Origin of the sequence: Microcystis sp. (assembly GCF_048564745.1) — a bacterium.
GTDB lineage: Bacteria > Cyanobacteriota > Cyanobacteriia > Cyanobacteriales > Microcystaceae > Microcystis > Microcystis ichthyoblabe_A.
This window is the reverse complement of the sequence record NZ_JBLZRT010000085.1, coordinates 22,588-43,164: the sequence shown is the minus strand read 5'-3', so window position 1 is coordinate 43,164 and position 20,577 is coordinate 22,588. Positions and strand designations below refer to the sequence as shown.

Sequence of the window (20,577 nt, the reverse complement as noted above, 5' to 3'; positions counted from 1 at the left end):
AAAAGCAATATTTAAGCGAAAATTTATGAAAATCGCTATTTTATCGCAAGATGCTTCTCTTTATTCCACCAAGCGACTGAAAGAAGCGGGAGAAGCTCAAGGCCATGAGGTACGAGTGATCAATTATTTGCGCTGTTACATGAACATCACCTCCCATAAACCCACGGTTGTTTATAACGGTAAACCCTTAGAGAGTTTCGATGCGATTATCCCCCGTATTGCCGCCTCAAAAACCTTCTATGGAACCGCAGTAGTCCGACAATTCGAGGTGATGAATGTTTTTACTGCCAACGACTCGCAAGCAATTTCCCGGTCGCGGGATAAATTGCGTTGTCTGCAAATCCTGGCCAGGGAAGGGATAGGTTTACCGGTGACGGGAATTGCTCACGCAACTCAAGATATCGATGGTTTAATCGAAACCGTCGGCGGCACCCCTCTAGTGATTAAATTATTAGAGGGAACCCAAGGTATTGGCGTAGTCTTAGCGGAAACCGACCAAGCAGCCAAGTCAGTTATTGAAGCTTTTCGGCAACTAGAGGCTAATATTCTAGTACAAGAGTATATTAAAGAGGCCAGTGGGGCAGATCTGCGCTGTTTTGTCATCGATGGAAAAGTGGTAGCCTCGATGAAGCGACAGGGGGCCGAAGGGGATTTTCGTTCTAATCTTCACCGCGGTGGCAAAGCAGAAAAGATAAAATTAACCCCAGAGGAACGCAGTACGGCTATACGGGCCACTAAAGCCATGGGTTTACGGGTTGCGGGTGTGGACCTATTGCGGTCTAATCACGGGCCTGTGGTTATCGAGGTGAATTCCTCTCCCGGTTTGGAAGGAATAGAAGCAGCCACCGGTGTGGATGTGGCCAAAAAAATTATCGATTTTGTCGCTAAAAATGCCACCCTAGTCCTCAATCGCGATCGATATCAATATTAGCTGTCAGCCTTGCATCAGTTATCAGTTATCAGTTATCAGTTATCAGTGGGTAAGTTATCAGTCAATAGTATTAAGCGATAAGCTCGGAGCTGCCTTTTTACTAAAAAAAATCTCCCCACACCCCACACCCCACACCCCTTAAACAGGATTTAGTATCAGTTATCAGTCGGCAAATACACGGACGCTATCGGGAATAATTGATAGTTTTACCTTTGTACCGATGTCTAATTGGGTGTTAATCGTTGTTCTAGCGTGGATTTGGCTGCCGGTGGCCGTTAGCAGACAATAACGGTATTCCCGCCCCAAAAATTGGCGATCGCAAATAACCAGATCTCCCGTCTCATCTGGCTTAATTTTGACATCTTCCTCTCTCAGCATCAATTCCCCTTTGTCCAAATCTTGACCATCGGCAATTTCCCAGACTCCTATCTCGGTTTGCCATTGTCCACCCTTCCGTCTAGCGGGGAGAAAGTTAGCTTGGGTGACAAACTCAGCCACAAATCGCGAGGCCGGATGACTATAAATTTCTTCGGGATTGTTAATTTGTTCTAATTTTCCTTGACAAATGACCGCAATTGTGTCACTGATCACCATTGCTTCCTCCTGGTCGTGGGTGACAAAAATGGCCGAGATACCAGTCGCTTTCAGGATATGACGGATCTCGTGCCGTAAGCGTTGCCGGACCTGCACATCGAGATTACTTAAAGGTTCATCTAAGAGGATTAAAGAGGGTTTTGGGGCTAAAGCGCGGGCGAGGGCGACTCTTTGCTGTTGTCCTCCCGATAGCTGATGGGGATAACGTTTTTCTAGTCCTTGCAGTCCGACTAAATCCAAAGTTTCCGCCACCCTAGCGTTAATAGCTCTGCTCGATAATTTCTCCCCAGAATTTTTTAACCCAAAGGCGATATTGTCAGCAATGGTTAAATGGGGAAAAAGAGCGTAATCCTGAAAAACCATGCCCGTATTGCGTTTTTCCGGGGGAATAAAGGTTTTTTCGTCGGCAACTATTCGCCCTCCCAATTCAATCACTCCTTGAGATGGTTTTTCAAATCCCGCAATCATCCGCAGTAGAGTGGTTTTACCGCAACCCGACGGACCCAATAATCCGAGAATTTCGCCCTCTGTTAAACTAAAACTGATATTATCGACAGCTAGAGTAGGAGAAGCGGGAAAACGCTTGTTAACCTCGGATAAACGCAGAATGACAGACTTTTTCATGGTGAGAAAGACAATCGCCCAGTCAGTGGCAGGGCTATTTACTTAAGAATTATTCCTAATTAGTTCACTATTATTGTTTATAACATCTCACTGGACTAATTAGGAAACTTTCTCAAAAATTTCATGCTCACACCTGAAGATATTATTCTCGTTCCCCGGGGGGCCGAGCATAGCTCAATCCGTCGAGGATTAAGGAAAATCGGCGATTTAGCCCCGCAAATTATCCCGATTAACCTTGGCGCTCCAGAATTCCTCGACAGTTCCCCAGTCTCTAGGCAATCTCTAGAATTTCTTAATAAGCTCACAGGAAAAATTGTGCTGATGGGATTAGCGGGCAGTCTCAGCGATCGCTATCGAGTCGGAGATGGGGTAATCTATCAAGGTTGTGGCACAGAAACGGGGAGTTATTGGCAGTGCGAACCAGAAATAACCGCAGAAATCGCCCAATTAACCGGATATAGTCTTGTTAAAGGTTTAACCAGCGATCGCCTGATTAGCCGATCCGAGGAAAAACGACGTTTAGGACAAGGGGGCTATGAAGTGGTAGATATGGAAGGAGCAAGGATTTTAGCGGCTTTACCGGGGCAAAAAGTGGCAATTGTGCGCGTGATTAGCGACGAGGTGACGCAGGATTTACCCGATTTAGCCCCGGCAATTGATAATCAAGGTCAGCTGCTACCATTGCCCCTAACTCGACAAATGTTAATCCGTCCTCTCCCGGCCTTCCATTTGATTCAAGGTTCCCTAAAAGGTTTATCCGTACTAACTCAGGTGGCGCGAAAGTTGTGCGGCAGTAATTTTTAAAAGTTGCTTGCAGATTATTTTTTTTCTGTGCTATAGTGATTAAGCTAAAATCAAGCGGATGTGGTGGAACTGGTAGACACGCACGTTTGAGGGGCGTGTGGCTTACGCCTTGCGAGTTCGAGTCTCGCCATCCGCATAAACTTTTATCTGCCCTCTGACAAGAATTGCCCTTGTCACCTATCGTCAGGGATGGATATTTGGCCATCAAAATTTCCTAACTCATCCTTTCAGGTGGCTTAGGTTTGACTAAGTTTAGTTAAGCGGTTGCGAGGGGCGATTTAGCCAAAGCACTAGGTCGTTTAAGGTTGTAAAATCCAACAAAGCCTCAGCCAAGGACTCTAATTGCTCGATTTCTAAAGCCTGAATTCGGGCAGCCAACACCTCATCCACCGCACCAAAGCGACGTTGCAACAGACGCAAAATCAGGGCAGATTCTCCTTCCAGTCGTCCTTCCAGTCGTCCTTCTTCCTTGGCTTCACGATATACCCTTGTATCTGCCAATTGTAGTCCTAGCATCGCTTCCACCTCCTGCCGACTCAAGTTAGTAAATTTATAAACCATAATTGTGGCAATCATTTCTATTATGGCGCGACTGGCTTCTGTATCTGCAATTTGCTCTTGGGTTCGTGCCAGTAAATAGCGGGCTTTTTCTGGTGCTTGGGTTTCTTCCACAGTAGTGAGTACCATCAAGGCAACTCCTAGGGGTAACTGCTGAATTTCGCCTAATTCTTTCAGATAAATTCGATGCACTTGAGGACAATTGAGCAGCGCCCGGTAGGGATGGGCATTACTTTGTTCTAGGCTACGGGTGGGATAGATGACAACAATTTGCCAATCGGTAAATCGTTCTCGCTGACGATAAAAATACAAAAATGATTCACCAAATACCCGTTCATAGAGTCGTTCGTCTTTTTGAAATTGCACTTCACAAAAATAAATCACCCCATTACTATCAGTATCAGGTGGCAGGAATACGCCATCGATCTCAAATTTGGGTTCTTTGACGGCTACGGAGTCAAAGCGGTATTCGGTGGCATTATCTGGCGGGTTTTCCAGTAAATCGAAGAGAAGGGAGGGGGATTGTTGAAAAAGCCGGTAAAATATCGAGTCTCGTTTCATGATGATCGGGATTGCACCATAGCGATCTTCCCATGAAACCCCAAAAAAATAGAGAGAGGAAACCCGCGTCTCCTCTCCCTTGGGGCATTATTTTCTAGCTTTGCGGACAGCACCCCCTAGCATTAAACCGCCCAGTGTGATAAAACCAAGAAGGCTAGAGGGTTCGGGGACAGTGACTGCTGGAGTCGGAACTGTCAGCACGGAGGAGATGCCATATAACCGGCTGATACCAAAGCGGTTGGAATCGTCCATGGTAATCCACTCAGCTGTAATCGAACTGGCGCGCCCGTATCTTACTTGCCCCAGGGAGCCACCACCAAGTCTTCCATTCTCCGCTGTTCCATTGTTGTTGGTCCCTGTCCAGACTAGCTCATTCAATTGCAGATCGTCAGGAGTGCGATTGATAGCGGTTTGGATGCTGCCATCCCAGAGATCGGCATTATTGTTGGCGACCCGGTTGCCATCTATGAGATAGATCGGAACACCCGTACTCAATGTCGGATTAGTACCCGTATTATCACGGGCATCGACTGAAGCAGTAGAACCGATCGCCTTCCAAGTAATCGTATTCGGGTCAATTCCAGCCGCATTTAAAGCCTGATAGAGAGCCGTATCAGTCGTCCCTGGCAATATAGAGAGCCGTACTTGACTGGTGACAAAGTTATTGTAGTCGTCGATGTCGGTGCTTGTTGCATCCCGTTTGCCTTCAGTGACAAACACTAAACGATACTGAGCGCCGGGAGCCAAGCCAGGTGGGACGACCACCAAAGCAGCTTGTGCTGCACTAGCCGTTCCCAGAGTAGCCAGGGCAACCCCAGCGGAGACAATGCCGAGTTGTAATTTCATAAAAAAGGGTTAATGGTAAATGGTTTGAGTGCGTGACATTTCGATTCGGGTTAAGCAATAGGGCAACCCAAAACAATGACAAGCGAATGCTCAAGGAGAGCACACACACTTACCCCCCCCGTATTGTATTAAAAGCTACAATTTAATAAATATTTACATTCTTCTCCCCCAAGGCTTGCGCCCCTTGTATATTGGAGAAGTGGTAGAGTGTAAGCCTTTTCTTCGAGAGGATTTGCCGATCACCGAGACCCCAAGAGAGCCATCTGATCACTTATAAACTGTTGACTATCTAAATTACTCGTTAAGACTGCATTAGAGGTAAATATTTCATGAGCCAAACCATCACACCTTCTTCCTTAAAAGCTAGTTTAGCCCCCAATCCCACTAGAGCAGCAACGGTGGACGATGGGGGAAATGTGCTAGGGGAATTTCTGCAAGAAACTCTGGCCATGACTAAACGTCTGTTCATCCAATTACAACGTCGTCCTTCAACCCTAATCGCGGGGGTAATTCAGCCCTTTATGTGGCTGATTTTATTCGGGGCATTGTTTTATAAGGCTCCCCAGGGTCTATTCGGCAACGATCTCAGTTATGCTAAATTTCTCGCCCCCGGGGTGATTGTCTTTACCGCTTTTTCTGGGGCCCTCAATGCCGGTTTACCGGTAATGTTCGATCGAGAATTTGGCTTCCTTAACCGTCTCTTGGTGGCACCTTTAACCACTCGTTACTCGATCGTGGCCGCTTCTACCATCTATATTATCGCCCTCAGTTTCATCCAAACCGCCTCGATCGTGGCCGCTAGTGCCTTTTTAGGGGCAGGATTGCCCAGTTTAGCCGGATTAGGTGCGATCGCTTTGATTGTTTTCCTAATAGTTTTGGGTATGACTGCCTTAAGTCTCAGTTTAACCTTTGCTCTACCCGGACATATCGAATTAATCGCCGTCATTTTCGTCACCAATTTACCGCTTTTATTTGCCAGTACCGCCCTCGCTCCCTTAAACTTTATGGCAGATTGGTTACAAGTAATCGCTAGTCTCAACCCTCTTACCTATGCGATCGAACCGATCCGTTATATTTATTTCAATCAGCACTGGTCTTTTGATAGCATAGTCTTACAAACCCCTTGGCTTGACCTCAATTTCTTGACAGTTTTAGGCCTGCTCTTAGCTTTTGATCTGCTAATACTTTTGGCAATTCAGCCCTTACTTCGTCGTCGTTTTGCTTAAATCAGTTATCAGTTATCAGTTACCAGTTATCAGTTATCAGTTTACTGTTCACTGTTCACTGTTCACTGAAAAGCCTACAACTTTCTCACCACCAAAAACTAGATAATTTTCTGAGGAGTTAGTTAGATTATGAATACTCAAAAAATGTTACTCAAATCGTCTTTATTTCTAGCTACTATTTTATTAGTCGGGGCTGATTTTAGTCCGCAAGTGTTAGCTCAAAGCTTGAACCCCAGTCAGCCGGATTATCAAAAAAATGAACGTAGTTCCGATGGCAGGGATGATCTCGGTGGTTTTAATCCTCTAGACTTGATTCATAATAGTAATTTTCGCCGTAGCCGGGACGGATCGGAATTTCAGGAAGACACCCTCAATAATATCAACGAAGCGGCCGAGGAGTTTAAACGCAAGCAAAGGGAACAACTGGAAAATCTGCAAAATCCTGCCCCAGAAACCAAATAAAACCCCTTTTTGATTTGCCTTTTGCTCATCCTAACCAGGAGGTTGATTTTGTCCTATTGCTTAGTATATATGATCGCTAAGTGCAGATGATCTGAGAAAGACCAATGACCGAAGATCATTGGGGGGTTTATCTGACACGAATTTATATTAAACTTAGGATTGGTTTATTGAATTATCGTCTTATTAAAACTGTGGAAGTAATGGAAATCGGGCAAAAAGTCAAGGTCTGTCGCTTACGAGACCGCGTTAACTCGGATGTAGCGGGTAAATTGGGTAAAGTGGGTGTCATCAAAAATTTTAAGATGACCGATGGCAGCGGTGTTGGTGCTGTTGTCCAGTTCGATGATAAGACCGCTACTTGGTTTTTTGAGGATGAACTCAAACTCATCTAAATATAACGCTTAGGAATTAATTATGTCCTTAATTTTGACCTTTTTGGGCAAGGGGGGCAGCGGTCGCAGTACAATAGCGATCGCTTCGGCAAAGAAAATGGCTGGTCTGGGGTCAAAAGTTCTCTTGATCGGTCATGATCCTGGCCCCGCTTGGGGATTACTCCTCAAGGCCTCCCCTAGCTCCTCCGTCACGGAAATTGCCCCCAATCTCTCGGTTGTCCAGCTTAATAGTACGCAGTTACTAGAAAAAAGTTGGGAAGAAGTCAAGGAATTGGAAAAGCAGTATTTGCGTTCTCCTACCTTGAAAAATGTTTATGGTCAAGAGTTGGGCATTTTACCCGGTATGGACCAAGCTCTAGCTTTAAATTTTCTGCGGGAACAGGATAAAAGCGGAAATTACGATGTTATCATCTACGACGGCAGCGGAGATATCAACAGCCTGAGAATGTTGGGGATTCCCGAGGTAGGTGGCTGGTATTTACGGCGTTTTCGGCAGGTTTTTAGTGATTCCGAGATTGGTCGCACCCTTTCTCCCTTTTTCCAACCGATCGCCGCTGCCGTGCTGAATTTCTCCTTTAATCCCGACGGTTTAGGGCAGAAGGCCGATAATAACATTTTAGACGAGGGGCGCTCCGCTTTAGCCGATCCCCGGCGAGTTTTAGCCTATCTAGTCACCAATGATGATCCAATTGCGATCGCAGATGCCAAATATCTTTGGGGTGCGGCGCAGCAAATCGGTTTAAATGTGGGGGGAGTGATTTTTAATCGCTGTCAGAGTGCTACGGAGGATTTTGCCCCGCTGCCGGCGGCGATTTTACCCGACCGTCAAGGAGAAGATTGGCAGGAGTTAATCGCCGAGTTACCCAATTTTCTCACAGTGCAGCCGCCCAAACCGTTAATAATCGATACGGCAGCCGCTCAGGTCAAGGTTTATTTACCCGGATTCGAGAAAAAACAGGTAAAACTGACGCAATCAGGTCCAGAATTAACCATCGAAGCCGGGGATCAACGGCGTAATATTGATGTACCACCGCCCCTAACCGGACGAGCGGTAAAAGGGGCAAAATTCCAAGACGGTTACTTAATTATTTCTTTTTAAGGGATTATGTCGAACACAGAGATCGAAAACAAGGACGAGCGAGGGGCCAAAACTCGCCAATTATTGGGCATGAAAGGGGCCTCATCGGCAGAAACCTCCCTCTGGAAAATCCGCTTACAATTGATGAAGCCGATCACTTGGATTCCCCTAATTTGGGGGGTTGTCTGTGGGGCTGCTTCATCAGGTAATTATACTTGGTCTTTAGAAGATGTCTTAAAAGCAGCCACCTGTATGTTACTTTCCGGTCCGTTGATGACCGGTTATACCCAAACTTTAAATGATTTTTACGATCGAGAAATCGATGCAATTAATGAACCCTATCGTCCGATTCCTTCGGGGGTCATTTCTATTCCGCAAGTGGTCGGCCAGATTTTGGTTTTATTAGCAGCTGGGTTAGGAATATCTTATCTTCTCGATCGCTGGGCTGGTCATGATTTCCCGATCATGCTCTGTTTAACCCTATTTGGTTCTTTTATCGCCTATATTTATTCAGCACCACCTTTAAAATTAAAACAAAATGGTTGGCTAGGAAATTATGCCCTCGGTGCTAGTTATATAGCATTACCTTGGTGGGCAGGTCACGCCCTTTTTGGTCAGTTAAATGGGACAATTATGATCCTAACCCTCATCTATAGTCTGGCGGGTTTAGGCATTGCTGTGGTCAACGACTTTAAAAGTGTGGAAGGTGACGAAAAATTAGGCTTAAAATCCTTGCCAGTTATGTTTGGAATTACGACTGCTGCTTGGATTTGTGTGATTATGATCGATGTTTTTCAAGCAGGAATTGCGGGTTATCTGATTAGTATTCATCAGAATCTTTATGCCGCTATTTTACTGTTATTAATTATCCCTCAGATCACTTTCCAAGATATGTATTTTCTGCGGGATCCGCTCAAAAATGATGTCAAATATCAAGCCAGCGCCCAGCCTTTTCTAGTGTTAGGAATGTTGGTGACAGGTTTGGCTTTAGGTCAGGGGATACTCTGAAGGATTGTAGTTAATAAAAACAGGAAATATCCAGTTTATGGGACATTATCGCCTTGAATCGGGCTTCGGTTTACGGTAACTTGATCCGTCAAGAGGGGTGAAAATAGATTTTCGGTTCGATCCCCCCTTAATCCCCCTTTGATAAGGGGGGTACCGATCCCGCCTTGATAAGGAGGGCATCTGACAATTTTTAATACCTACCTACTTAGCTCGATCCCTAGTCTTTTCGTTACAATCAAGAGGGAATCGATGCCGGGGAGAAGATTACTTTTTTTCTTCCCTCCGATTCGCCATTCTTGACGAACTAATCAAGAATAGTTTCTGTTTAACAAGATTGATTGAGACAAGTATCTCGAACCTAGTCACCATGAGTAATACCAGTAATTTTCGCCAAGCTTTACGCGAGGCTAAAAGCCAAGCACTTATCGGCCCTAATGTTATCCCCAAGGCCCTGCCCTATCTCGGTGGCGGTCTAATTTTGACTGCGGTGGGAACCTATGGCGGTTTAGGTGTGATCCAATCCTATCCCCAGATTTTCTTCCCGACTTTCTTTGTCGCCATAGTTGCCGAGATTATTTTATTTTTTGTCGCGCGTAATAGTGCGGAAAGCGGCAATAAAAGCACTGCTCTGCCCCTCCTGACTCTCTATAGCCTTCTTTCTGGCTATACTCTCAGTGGAATCGTCTATGTGGCCTTAGGTACTTCCGGTGTTGGTTTGCGGGGAGTGGCAATTGCTGCCCTCGGTTGCGGCATCGCTTTTGTGTTGGGACGGAATATCGGCTCGAATCTGTCGGAAAAAGATGGTTTAGCACTGACTCAAACCGTTAGCATCGGTATTCTCGCTCTTTTTATTGTTCTCATTGGTCAGCTAATTTTCTCTATCTTTGGTGGCGGTACTCCCACCTGGTTAGAAATCGCCATTTCTGGCATCGGGGTTTTCTTGTTTGCCGGCTCCGCAGTGGTGGACTTTTACATCTTGCCCCGTACCTACAGAGATGAACAGTATCTCAGTGCTGCTTTATCGATGTATTTGACCTATATCAACCTATTTATCTTTATTCTGCGCCTTTTAATCGCTCTTAACGGTCGAGATTAGGGCAAATAGAGAGGAGTTAGAAATTAGTTACAACCTAACTTCTAACTCCGCTAGAATAGTAAAGAAATGTAAACAGCCCGTAAAGATCATGACTGAACCACAACCGACTCAAACCCCCAAATTAGAAGATCCCAAATTTGGTTTTAATGACTATGCCGAGCGCCTCAACGGTAGGGCCGCTATGATTGGTTTTGTGATCACCCTGTTGATCGAGTATCTAACTGGCCAAGGTCTGTTATCTTGGTTAGGGTTACAGTAGTTTTTTAGGCTTTTTTAGGCATTCTAGGGGAAATACAGTCTTGAGTGTTAGTTAACGCATACAGGCTTGATGATTTTCCCCGTAGAATCCTTGCAGGACCGAATCACCTCGCTGTTGTGGTGTGCCGTGGGAGCGATTGGGAGCTTCAAAATCGCCCACTTCCGAGGCCGCTTCCGCTAGAAGTTTTCCTGCTATTATATAATCCTGTTTGGATAAACTTCTTGCTTCGGTAAATAACCAAGAAAGGGTATCTCCCGCTAGACAATCGGCCTGTAATTCAATGCCGATGCTCATTCCGCCTTCATCGATGCCACCGATACCCCGATTCCACTGAACAGCGTGAGCAGCCTCGTGAGCGACGGCGTAAAGGGGAAATAGGGGATTATCACTAATGCGAGTGACTTGCTGGAGATTGACGTAAACTGTATTATCTACAGTGCAGAAAGCCGCTAGGGAAATTACACCGCAGGGAGTGGTTATCGGGCCATCACTTAACAAATACTTAAAATTGATCTGGTGTAATTGAGCCGTATATTCAATTACCGCTTCTAAGGCATCCGTAATATCGTCTGCTTGCGCTCTCTGGGCTAGAGGGGATAAAATCAAGAGGGAACTACAGGAAACAGCAGATATCAGGGATAATAAACGTTTACGGCCAGAGTTAGGTTTCATGATACTAACAAAGTCGGGAGTAAGGAAGAAGTTTAATTGATCTGAATTAGCCTAGTGCTATGGTCACAATTCTAAAGGCTATATCTAAGACTTCCAGAGAAAATACAGAATTTACGCAGCTTTTGATCGAAGTTTACAGAATTTTTCCTCAAGGTTTAGGAAATTAATTTGGCACGACCACTTAGGGTCTGCTGAAAAAGTTTTTCGTGAGGGTAGGGTGTGGGGTGTGGGGTGTGGGCTTCGGCCGTGAGCTCAGCGTTCGACCGAGCTCACGCCGAGGTCCGAACGGGTGTGGGGTGTGGGGTGTAGGGTGTGGGGTGTAGGGTGTAGGGTGTGGGGTGTGGGAATTATGAATTATGAATTGGAAATTGGGGAGTTTTTTGCTGTGAACTGATAACTGATAACTGATAACTGATTAAAGTACCATTTCTCTGGTGGCTTCTGCATCTATGGGTTTAATCAGATACAATCGCAACAGATCCCCGACGATACCTAGCTGTAAGGGTAACTTACGCATTGTTTTTAGCCATTGAGGAGCGCTACTTTCATCGATCGCTTTTAATTGTAAATTACGTTCGGCACAACGGTTTAAACGGGGAAAAAATTGGGTATGGTCCACATTTAAAATGGTGGGAAAAGCGCGAGCGGAGGTATTATTAGTCTGACGAATTACCTCTTGATCAAAAGCGATCGCATCCATTCCCAAAGCATCATAAAAGTCTGAGCGTTCGCGTACAGTTAAACTGTGGGTAGCAAAGACGGAAAGCAGGAAAAAACGACTCCATAATCTCGATCGCCAATTATTCCACAATTGTGGTTTAGCTCGCAGTAAGGTTTTAAAGATATCTCCGTGGCGATTTTCGTCCTGACACCAACTCTCGAAGTAATTAAAGAGAGGATTAAATTTATACTCTGGATGTTCTTCTAAATGACGATAAATGAGGATATAACGCCAATAACCGATTTTTTCGGAGAGATAGACCGTATATAATACCCATTCAAGGGGGAAAAAGGTGTAGGTGCGGGTTTTAGTAATTTTGGCTAGATCGAGGGAAATATTAAAGTCAGCCATGGCTTTATTGAGAAATCCTGCATGGCGCGCTTCATCTCTAGCCATAAGATGAAATATCTCCCCTAACAAGGGATTACGGCTTTTTAGTTGTCGTGACAGTTCCTTAAATAACAAAAAGCCGGAAAATTCGGAGATACAGGAGCGTTCTAGGTAATCTATAAAAGCATTTCTCGTTTTTTCATCGAGATTATCTTGATAGTTCTCAAATTCTTGCTGACGTTCAAAGTGATGCCGGTTATAATCGGTTCGCATCTCCTCTAACATCGCTTTGATTTCGGTTTCTTGCAAAGAAAGGTCAAAATTAGCGGCAGCCTCAAAATCGGTGGTATAAAAACGAGGGGTGAGGATAGTTTCGCGCAGAACAGCTTTTTTCTGGGAGGGAGGTTCGACGGTAGTGACCATGATGGAAATTACTTGACTACATAGCTATATAAGATTTTAAACATAAATAGGTAAGCCAATGATAATTATTAAGTTTTATCAATATTTTGGGCAGTAGTGAGTAGGGGATAAAGACAAGTTGGCGAGCCGATTAGGGAAATAGGGAGTAGAATAGAAAGGTTGTGAGTCTATAACTATCGTTAAAATACTATGGCTTGTCCCAAGAAGAAAACCTCAAATGCCAAGCGCGACCAACGGAGAGCGCACTGGAGAAAGCAAGCGGCTCGGGAAGCGCAAAAAGCCTTATCTTTGGGTAAATCTGTTCTTTCTGGTCGTTCTAACAGCTTTGTCTATCCCACTAAAGAGGAAGAAGAAGGGGAAGACGAGGAATAACTTGATGGTGGGGAGTGAGGTATAGAAAACCTTTTCGCTCCCTAATATTTTAAGATTTGTTTAGGGTTTTCGTTGTGAGTCTCAACTAATGTTAGGCAAATTCTTTAAAAAACCAGAATCTCCCGATCAAGACCGAGTTCCTCCGGGCCAATATCTCGCTAGTGGTTTTCCTGTGCTTACCTACGGAGATACTCCCCAAATCAAGACCGAGGAATGGTTATTCAAGGTTTGGGGAAAGGTGGCCACGACTAAAATTTTTAACTGGTCGGATTTTATGGTCTTACCGCAGTCGGAATTTACTAAGGATTTTCACTGTGTCACCCGTTGGTCAAAATTAGATGTGACTTGGACAGGAATTAAGGTATCGGATTTTATGGCCTTAATTGACCTGTTGCCGGAAGCTACCCACGTCATGCAACACTGTTATGGTGGTTATACCACTAACCTCACCCTAGAGGAATTCCTGCACGAGGATAATTTTTTCGCTTTTCAACTGTTTGGTCAACCTTTACCCCCCGACCACGGTGGTCCGCTGCGCTTAGTTGTTCCCCATCTCTACGCTTGGAAAAGTTCTAAATGGATTAATGGCTTAGAATTTCTCGATCAAGAGCAATTGGGTTTCTGGGAACTTAATGGCTACCATCGACGAGGCGATCCATGGTTGGAGGAACGTTATGGCGGTTTTTGACGATTTTTGTCTTAAAATAGGGTGATATCAGCAAACGGAAGTTACCCCCCCCACAAAAGAGCATTCGGGTTTCCTTTTCTTGTACCCATGTAATTGAAGTTTTCTTAAGGTTTATAGGGATAGACAGAGTACCTCATAGAAATTACCCCGAAGACTGGTTGTAGTCATTGATCACTGATAACTGAAATAATGGCTCTCTTAGGTTTGGTGGGTAAAATGTATTCTAAGATACAGTCTTACGAGCAAGTGAGTGGAACGAACCACTCCAGACACAAAGGACACAAAGACCGATCGCTACTATATAAGTTAAACTTATCACACAAAGAATAAGAGAGCCAAATAACCGACTAATGAAAAAGAGGATATTGACTTTACTATTAGCTTTGCTTTTAGTTGCTAACATGAATAGCCAAGGGGTTTTAGCAGTGACGATCGATTTTCAATGGTTGGGAAATCAGGGTTATACAGCTAAAGGTTCTTTTAGTTATGATGAAAAAACGGCCCCGACTATCTTTTCAGAAAAAGGTTCGGGAAAGATGCAAGTTTTAGAAGATTTTCAGGTATCTTTTTATGATAACAGTGGTCAAGAGATCGCTAAATACGATAATGTCAGCGAGGGAATTTCCTCGGCTAATTATTTTCAGTTTAATTTTAATACCAAAACCGGTCAAGTTTTTGGCTCGATCGATCTTGGGGGTGAAGGGATGGGGGAAATCTATCTTCAAGGGGTGGTTAACGATAATTTGGCACTCTTGCGGGTGGAGTCGGTAGATCTGGTCATGGATGAGGATGATTCACCGGAAATTATTACTCAGTTTTGACTAAATTGATCGGGAAAATAGGGATTATCCTAGCCTAATTTTTCCGCTAATTCTAACCAGCGATCGGTTAAATTATCAATTTTTTGACTCAATTGAGCTAATTCTTCGGTCAGAGCGGTTATTTTGGTAAAATCTTCTAGGGGTTCTCCATAAAGTACCTGTTCAATTTCAGCTTTTTTTGATTCTAAAATTGGTATTTGTTTTTCGATGTCTTCGTATTCTTTTTTCTCTTTAAAAGAGATTTTCTTATTGACGGGTGACGGAGAAGCTTTAACAGTTTTTGGGGTGACTTTTTTTTCTTTGGGTTCCTCCTCCTCTTTTTTCTGATCGAGATAAAGGGAATAATTACCCGGATATTGACGGATATTACCCCCGGTTTCAAAGGAAAAAATAGTATCAACTACTCGATCGAGAAAATAGCGATCATGGGAAACAACGATCACACAACCGTTAAAGTCCTCTAAATATTCTTCTAAAATTGCTAAAGTCTGCACATCGAGATCATTGGTGGGTTCATCTAAGATTAAAACATTAGGCGCACTCATCAAAACTCGTAGTAAAAATAAGCGTCGTCTTTCTCCCCCAGAAAGTTTATAAATTGGTGCATACTGTTGATCGGGAGGAAAGAGAAATTTTTCTAACATCTGGGAAGCGGTAATCACGCTGCCGTCTAGGGTTTTGACTAATTCGGCCACACTTTTCAGATATTCGATTACTCTTTGATTTTCGTTAATATTGAGATCATCGGATTGTTGATCGAAGTAACCAATATGAATAGTGGAACCGATGTCAACTGTGCCTGAATCGGGGAGAATTTTCCCGGTAATAATATCCATGAGAGTAGATTTTCCTACCCCGTTACTGCCAATAATACCGATGCGATCTTCGGGGGTAAAAATATAGGTAAAATCTTTAATTAAAGTATGATCTCCGTAAGCTTTCGAGATTTTTTCTACTTCGATAACTTTTTTGCCGATGCGTCTTCCTGCGGTGGCAATATCGACTTTTCCCTCCACCTGTTTAAATTCCTTATTACCCATTGCCTGAATGCGATCGATCCGCGCTTTTTGTTTGGTACTGCGCGCTTTTGGCCCCCGGGATAACCATTCTAATTCCCGTCGCAAAACTCCCGCGTGTTTGCGTTGACTACTGGCGATCGATTCTTCCGCTAAAGCTTTTTTTTCTAGATAATAGGCATAATTACCGGAATAAGTAGATAAATCTCCCCGATCGATTTCAATGATGCGATTAGTCACTCGATCGAGAAAATAGCGATCGTGAGTAATTAATAATAATCCTCCCCGAAAACGGGACAAATAACTCTGTAACCACTCCACGGAAAGCGCGTCTAAATGGTTTGTGGGTTCATCCATCAATAAACAGTCAGGATCGGCTAAAAGTGCGGTAGCGATGGCGATTCTTTTGCGATATCCCCCCGATAAATCTCCCACGCGAGCATTAAAATTATCGATACCCAGTTTACTTAAAATAACTTTAGCATTGGTTTCTAAATCCCAGGCGGCAAGTTTATCAATTTGTTGCGAAACCCTTGACAAACGTTCCATAATAGTATCCAGATTTTCTGGCTCATGGACAAGGCGATCGGACAATTCCTCGTATTCCTTAATTAAAGTCATGCTCTCGCCACTATCTGCGAAAACCTGCTCTAAAACCGTTTTATCGTCGTCTAGCTCCGGTTGCTGGGGTAAATAGACGATTTTCATCCCGGAATTGATTTGAATTTCGCCACCATCGATCGCTTCTAACCCGGCGATCATTTTCAATAGGGTCGATTTTCCCGATCCATTCGTACCGATCAGGCCGACTTTATCGCGATCATCGAGGCTAAAACTGGCATCTTTGAGAATTTCCTTGATACCGAAGTCTTTTTTGAGCGATCGAACCGTCAGCAGTGTCATGATTTCTGGGAATAATCCTTCTTTTCTAGTTTGACATACTCCCACCGTCAAGCTAGGCTGTGACGGGGGATTCTTTCTACATTGTTGTTAGAAATTCCGGCGTTCCTGATTTGAGGTATGAATCTTCTTTGGTAGAATTTCTTAAAACCTAGACCCAAACTAACTTTTGCACGGGAACCTGAACAGTTGGCATTCATACCTTGATTCAGCAACGCCCTGCTGAAAAAGTTTTTCCCGAGGAAAAAAAACCTGTCCCTAATGCCGACGATAACCAGAAAAGGGACAGATTGGCTCAATGGAATGAGATTATTTTCAAGGGCCAGACGGCATCAGGAATTACATCATGCCCATGCCGCCCATGCCGCCCATGCCGCCCATATCAGGGGCTGCGGCTTCTTTAACGGGTTTTTCGACCACGAGGGCTTCGGTCGTTAGGACCATACCGGCGATAGAAGCGGCGTTTTGAACGGCTGACCGCACCACTTTAGCCGGATCGATAATTCCGGCGGCGATTAAGTCTTCGTACTTGCCGGTGAGGACATTGTAACCGACGCTAAAAGCGGTTTCGCGCACACCTTCCACGATCACATCCCCTTCCACACCGGCGTTATTAGCTAACTGACGCAGGGGGGCTTCTAGGGCTTTAGCGACGATATCGGCGGCGACTTTTTCCTCATCGTTAGTGAGAGAAGCTTTGAAAGCCTTCACCTTAGAAGCCAGATGAATCAAGGTTGTACCACCGCCCGGGACGATACCTTCTTCCACGGCGGCTTTGGTGGCATTGAGGGCATCTTCGATGCGGAGTTTGCGATCCTTGAGTTCGGTTTCTGTGGCTGCCCCGACTTTAATCACGGCCACACCGCCGGCTAATTTAGCGATGCGTTCCTGTAATTTTTCCTTATCGAATTCAGAATCGGTTTCTTCTAACTGTTTTTTCAGTTGGGCGAGACGTTTCTGCACATCGGCCTTATTGCGGCTGTCCCCGGAGGCGACAATAATTGTATTGTCTTTTTCTAGGGTAATTTTTGCCGCTTGCCCTAGCAGATCGAGGCTAACCGTGTCAAGACTTAAGCCCACTTCTTCGGAAATCAGACGACCGCCGGTGAGGATGGCGATATCTTGTAAAACCGCCTTGCGACGTTCCCCAAAACTGGGGGCTTTGATAGCGACGACATTTAAGACTCCCCGGGCCTTGTTGACCACTAGAGTGGCTAAGGCTTCGCCGTCCACATCTTCGGCGATAATTAATAGGGGACGACCTTGACGAGCAACGGCTTCGAGGACGGGGACTAATTCAGCGATCGCACTGATTTTTTTATCGGTAATCAGGATCAGGGGGTTGTCGTACTCGACGATCTGTCTCTCTTGATCGGTGATGAAATAGGGAGAGATATAACCGCGATCGATCTGCATCCCTTCCACTACTTCTAATTCCGTGGTTAGGGATTTCGATTCTTCCACGGTGATTACGCCATCGGTGGTGACTTTTTCCATGGCGGTGGCGATCATTTGTCCCACTTCTTCATCGTTGCCGGAAGAAACGGTGGCCACTTGAGCGATCGCATCTCCAGCGATCGGTTTAGCGACGGCGGCGATTTCTTCCACCAGATAAGCGATGGTTTTGTCTAGTCCGCGTCTTAAAGCGACGGGATTGGCCCCGGCGGTAACGTTTTTCAGACCTTCTTTAATTAAAGCCTGGGCGATGATGGTGGCGGTAGTGGTGCCATCTCCCGCTAAATCTTTGGTTTTTGCCGCTACTTCCTGAATTAATCTCGCCCCGGTGTTTTCGAGGGGATCGGACAATTCGATTTCTTTGGCCACGGTGATGCCGTCATTAACGATCTGGGGGGCGCCGTATTTCTTTTCTAACAAGACATTGCGTCCTTTCGGACCGAGGGTGATTTTTACCGCATCGGCCAAGGCGTTGACACCTCTTTCTAGGGCGCGACGGGATTCATCTTTAAAGGCAATGATTTTGGACATGGTATCGCTGTTGTGATAGGACTCCTTATAGTTAATTTAGCACTCTTAGGGCTTGAGTGCTAATCCAGGTGTGCGGTCATTGAGGAGATCAGGGTGTTATCTCCCCACGGCAGACTGAATTGAGTTAAAAAAATAAAAATTTATCAAGATTTATGAATAATTGCAGAAAATCAATGATAACTATTGTAGCATCGGGGAGATAATCGAATTTTAGCCCATTTTCGCCTTTTTTTAGGAGAAGACAATCATGATTAATCTTAATCCTGCTATCGAACAAAAAATTAATGAATTTATTCTGAAAGTTAAATTAGCTCACCAAAAAGAAGCCACAGATATCATTCAAGAAACGAAGAATTTAAAAGATGAACTTATTCAAAAACTAGGTGGATTAACTTTTTCAGACCCTTTACCTAGCAGAGAAGAATTAGAAAAACAAATAATAGCTCATACAGAGCAGCTTGTGGAGACAATCAACCTTTTATCTACTGGCAAAAGTTCAGAAACTCCTCTTGATACTTTCAGCCAAGAAACTGATAGTTTAGTTGCAACAATTACGACTCTATTCGATGCTAATGCTAACGATGCAAACTTGCCAAAACTCAAGGAAAAGCTAACTGCTTGGCAAACAAAAGTTAAAGATACTTTGGTTAAATTTTCCGCCACTGTGGAATTACAAAAGAAAAATGAGTCTTTGATTGCTGAACTGAAGGATAACTTAGGCAAATATAGTTCAATTCCTGAAGTAGATGAACCCTTTGAAAAGTTAGTCAAGGAATTTAAAGATAATTTTGCACAACTACAAGAAGCAAGTGTTTTATTTCAAACTTTAGACGATTTAATCAATGAAATTAAAGCTAGAGATGAGGTGATCAAACTAAATAAAAGAATTGATATTTTACTGGGAAAAACCCAAGAACAAGTAGCGGGATTCACTCAAGAATTAGACCGGGAAGTACAGGGAGAATTAGCCAAATTAATTAAAATACTAGGGATGGCACAGGTGGAACTCAAGAACATTTCCAAACCTTGTGATATCATGCAAGTAAAGTCGGTGGTAGATGCCGGGGAAATGGCGATTAAATCTTTAACAGGTCAACCTAATATTATTTTGGCACAAAAATTACGCTATGCTGCAACAACGGGATTAAGAGAAATCCAAAAAGGTTCTTGGTTTAGTGGTTTAGCAAACTTCAGAGATAATCTTTTCCATTCTTGCAAAATACCTACAAAAGTTTTAATTGGATTAGTGTTCGCTTTACCTGTAAATTGGTTTATTATGAACTTCTCTCCGGTGAAAGAGTTACTCTCCTTACCTCCAATCATAAAATCTAGTAACCAAAATACTCAGGGAGAAGGTAACCAAAATACTCCAGGAGAAGGTAACCAAAATGCTCAGGGAGAAAGTAGCCAAAATACTCAGGGAGAAGGTAACCAAAATGCTCAGGGAGAAAGTAGCCAAAATACTCAGGGAGAAGGTAACCAAAATACTCAGGGAGAAGGTAACCAAAATACTCAGGGAAAAAATAGCTCAAATACCGAGGACGGAGTAATAACAATTATACGTTTGATGTGGATAACAGGCACTTTAGGGGGAGGAGTTAGTCTTCTAACTCGTTTGCAAGATTTTGATAATCCCAAAAATCAAAAATATGACGATGACCTCTTGCCATTGTTAATTGGTTTAACCAAACCCATTTTAGGGGGAAGTTTCGCTTTCTTTATTCTGCTAATTATTAACTCTAACATTTTTCCCATAGATATTCGGCGTAGCACTGAAGATAAGGGGAATGACACCTATTTATATGGACTTTTGGCAATGGCTTTTGTGGCTGGATTTAGCGAACGTCTTATTCCCGATTTAATTAGTCAAGTAGAGAAAAAAGTAATTGTAGAGGCTAGTTCTACTGGACAGGGACTACCTCCAGCGATTTTGATCGCTCCGCCTAGCCAAAATTTAGCATTAAATAAAATCCAGGAATTTAGCATTAATCCCGTTGGTAACTACACCATCACAATCTCACCGCCAGACAGCGGTAAAATTGATAAAAATACCACTGATGCCAAATTTACCTACACTGCACCTGCACAAGGAAATCCTGGGGATACAATTACTATTACTGCCACTTCTGATTCCGGACAAACTGCCAAGGCTACGATCACTTTAACTGCATAAAAAAAGACCGAGAGAGCCTTCTAGTTTGACAAAAAA

20 protein-coding genes and 1 tRNA gene are annotated in these 20,577 nt (G+C 44.0%); 14 read left to right on the top strand and 7 right to left on the bottom strand.

Annotated features, from left to right (window positions below):
• Positions 1-25 precede the first annotated feature (25 nt).
• Positions 26-931 carry a 30S ribosomal protein S6--L-glutamate ligase gene (rimK, locus tag ACOCD9_RS10815; RefSeq protein ID WP_002776181.1) on the top strand — a complete coding sequence of 302 codons (906 nt, stop codon included), beginning with the start codon at positions 26-28 and terminating at the stop codon, positions 929-931.
• A gap of 162 nt (positions 932-1,093) precedes the next feature.
• Here the strand turns inward: rimK and ACOCD9_RS10810 are convergent, their stop codons facing one another.
• Positions 1,094-2,149 carry an ABC transporter ATP-binding protein gene (locus ACOCD9_RS10810; RefSeq protein WP_419547417.1) on the bottom strand — a complete coding sequence of 352 codons (1,056 nt, stop codon included), beginning with the start codon at positions 2,147-2,149 and terminating at the stop codon, positions 1,094-1,096.
• Positions 2,150-2,272: 123 nt separating this feature from the next.
• Between ACOCD9_RS10810 and ACOCD9_RS10805 the strand changes: the two genes are divergently transcribed.
• A complete protein-coding gene (locus tag ACOCD9_RS10805; protein ID WP_287701778.1) occupies positions 2,273-2,953 on the top strand; it encodes a hypothetical protein in 681 nt (226 codons plus the stop codon).
• A gap of 54 nt (positions 2,954-3,007) precedes the next feature.
• Positions 3,008-3,089, top strand: a tRNA-Leu gene (locus ACOCD9_RS10800).
• Positions 3,090-3,205: 116 nt separating this feature from the next.
• On the opposite strand, the gene ACOCD9_RS10795 is transcribed toward ACOCD9_RS10800, so the two are convergent.
• Both ACOCD9_RS10795 and ACOCD9_RS10790 read right to left on the bottom strand, forming a co-directional pair.
• Entirely contained in the window at positions 3,206-4,072 is an 867-nt protein-coding gene (locus ACOCD9_RS10795) for an Rpn family recombination-promoting nuclease/putative transposase (protein WP_287967696.1), read from the bottom strand.
• Positions 4,073-4,159: 87 nt separating this feature from the next.
• Positions 4,160-4,918, bottom strand: coding sequence for a PEP-CTERM sorting domain-containing protein (locus ACOCD9_RS10790; RefSeq protein ID WP_287701774.1), 759 nt, complete (start codon positions 4,916-4,918; stop codon positions 4,160-4,162).
• A gap of 329 nt (positions 4,919-5,247) precedes the next feature.
• Here ACOCD9_RS10790 and ACOCD9_RS10785 point away from each other — a divergent pair, with 329 nt between their 5' ends.
• The 7 genes from ACOCD9_RS10785 (at position 5,248) to ACOCD9_RS10755 (ending at position 10,439) form a co-directional block, all read left to right on the top strand.
• Complete coding sequence (locus ACOCD9_RS10785) at positions 5,248-6,144, top strand: ABC transporter permease (RefSeq protein ID WP_002799574.1); 897 nt, start codon at positions 5,248-5,250, stop codon at positions 6,142-6,144.
• 129 nt (positions 6,145-6,273) lie between these two features.
• Positions 6,274-6,606, top strand: a complete 333-nt coding sequence (locus ACOCD9_RS10780; protein WP_002781903.1) for a hypothetical protein — start codon at positions 6,274-6,276, stop codon at positions 6,604-6,606.
• 200 nt (positions 6,607-6,806) lie between these two features.
• Positions 6,807-6,998: a DUF2862 domain-containing protein gene (locus ACOCD9_RS10775; protein WP_002742483.1), complete on the top strand. Its 192-nt coding sequence runs from the start codon at positions 6,807-6,809 to the stop codon at positions 6,996-6,998.
• A gap of 22 nt (positions 6,999-7,020) precedes the next feature.
• Positions 7,021-8,097 carry an ArsA family ATPase gene (locus ACOCD9_RS10770; protein ID WP_419547414.1) on the top strand — a complete coding sequence of 359 codons (1,077 nt, stop codon included), beginning with the start codon at positions 7,021-7,023 and terminating at the stop codon, positions 8,095-8,097.
• 6 nt (positions 8,098-8,103) lie between these two features.
• Entirely contained in the window at positions 8,104-9,084 is a 981-nt protein-coding gene (chlG, locus tag ACOCD9_RS10765) for a chlorophyll synthase ChlG (protein WP_066029547.1), read from the top strand.
• Between the two features lie 367 nt (positions 9,085-9,451).
• Positions 9,452-10,180, top strand: a complete 729-nt coding sequence (locus tag ACOCD9_RS10760; RefSeq protein WP_287701769.1) for a Bax inhibitor-1 family protein — start codon at positions 9,452-9,454, stop codon at positions 10,178-10,180.
• A gap of 88 nt (positions 10,181-10,268) precedes the next feature.
• The gene (locus tag ACOCD9_RS10755; protein WP_002742489.1) at positions 10,269-10,439 is read left to right on the top strand and encodes a high light inducible protein; all 171 of its coding nucleotides are present in this window, start codon (positions 10,269-10,271) and stop codon (positions 10,437-10,439) included.
• A 51-nt stretch (positions 10,440-10,490) separates the two neighbouring features.
• Here the strand turns inward: ACOCD9_RS10755 and ACOCD9_RS10750 are convergent, their stop codons facing one another.
• Together ACOCD9_RS10750 and acsF are read right to left on the bottom strand one after the other, a co-directional pair.
• Positions 10,491-11,111 carry a metalloprotease gene (locus ACOCD9_RS10750; RefSeq protein ID WP_287657734.1) on the bottom strand — a complete coding sequence of 207 codons (621 nt, stop codon included), beginning with the start codon at positions 11,109-11,111 and terminating at the stop codon, positions 10,491-10,493.
• Between the two features lie 415 nt (positions 11,112-11,526).
• The gene (acsF, locus tag ACOCD9_RS10745) at positions 11,527-12,585 is read right to left on the bottom strand and encodes a magnesium-protoporphyrin IX monomethyl ester (oxidative) cyclase (RefSeq protein WP_419547412.1); all 1,059 of its coding nucleotides are present in this window, start codon (positions 12,583-12,585) and stop codon (positions 11,527-11,529) included.
• A gap of 189 nt (positions 12,586-12,774) precedes the next feature.
• Between acsF and rpmF the strand changes: the two genes are divergently transcribed.
• The 3 genes from rpmF to ACOCD9_RS10730 all read left to right on the top strand — a co-directional run bounded on the left by rpmF (position 12,775) and on the right by ACOCD9_RS10730 (position 14,466).
• A complete protein-coding gene (gene rpmF / locus ACOCD9_RS10740) occupies positions 12,775-12,957 on the top strand; it encodes a 50S ribosomal protein L32 (protein ID WP_002742494.1) in 183 nt (60 codons plus the stop codon).
• Between the two features lie 88 nt (positions 12,958-13,045).
• A complete protein-coding gene (locus ACOCD9_RS10735) occupies positions 13,046-13,645 on the top strand; it encodes a sulfite oxidase-like oxidoreductase (protein WP_287701767.1) in 600 nt (199 codons plus the stop codon).
• A 350-nt stretch (positions 13,646-13,995) separates the two neighbouring features.
• Positions 13,996-14,466: a hypothetical protein gene (locus ACOCD9_RS10730; RefSeq protein WP_287701765.1), complete on the top strand. Its 471-nt coding sequence runs from the start codon at positions 13,996-13,998 to the stop codon at positions 14,464-14,466.
• Positions 14,467-14,495: 29 nt separating this feature from the next.
• On the opposite strand, the gene ACOCD9_RS10725 is transcribed toward ACOCD9_RS10730, so the two are convergent.
• Complete coding sequence (locus ACOCD9_RS10725) at positions 14,496-16,385, bottom strand: ABC-F family ATP-binding cassette domain-containing protein (protein WP_419547410.1); 1,890 nt, start codon at positions 16,383-16,385, stop codon at positions 14,496-14,498.
• Between the two features lie 336 nt (positions 16,386-16,721).
• Positions 16,722-18,368: a chaperonin GroEL gene (groL, locus tag ACOCD9_RS10720; RefSeq protein ID WP_419547409.1), complete on the bottom strand. Its 1,647-nt coding sequence runs from the start codon at positions 18,366-18,368 to the stop codon at positions 16,722-16,724.
• Positions 18,369-18,615: 247 nt separating this feature from the next.
• Here groL and ACOCD9_RS10715 point away from each other — a divergent pair, with 247 nt between their 5' ends.
• The gene (locus ACOCD9_RS10715; protein WP_419547408.1) at positions 18,616-20,541 is read left to right on the top strand and encodes a hypothetical protein; all 1,926 of its coding nucleotides are present in this window, start codon (positions 18,616-18,618) and stop codon (positions 20,539-20,541) included.
• Positions 20,542-20,577 lie beyond the last annotated feature (36 nt).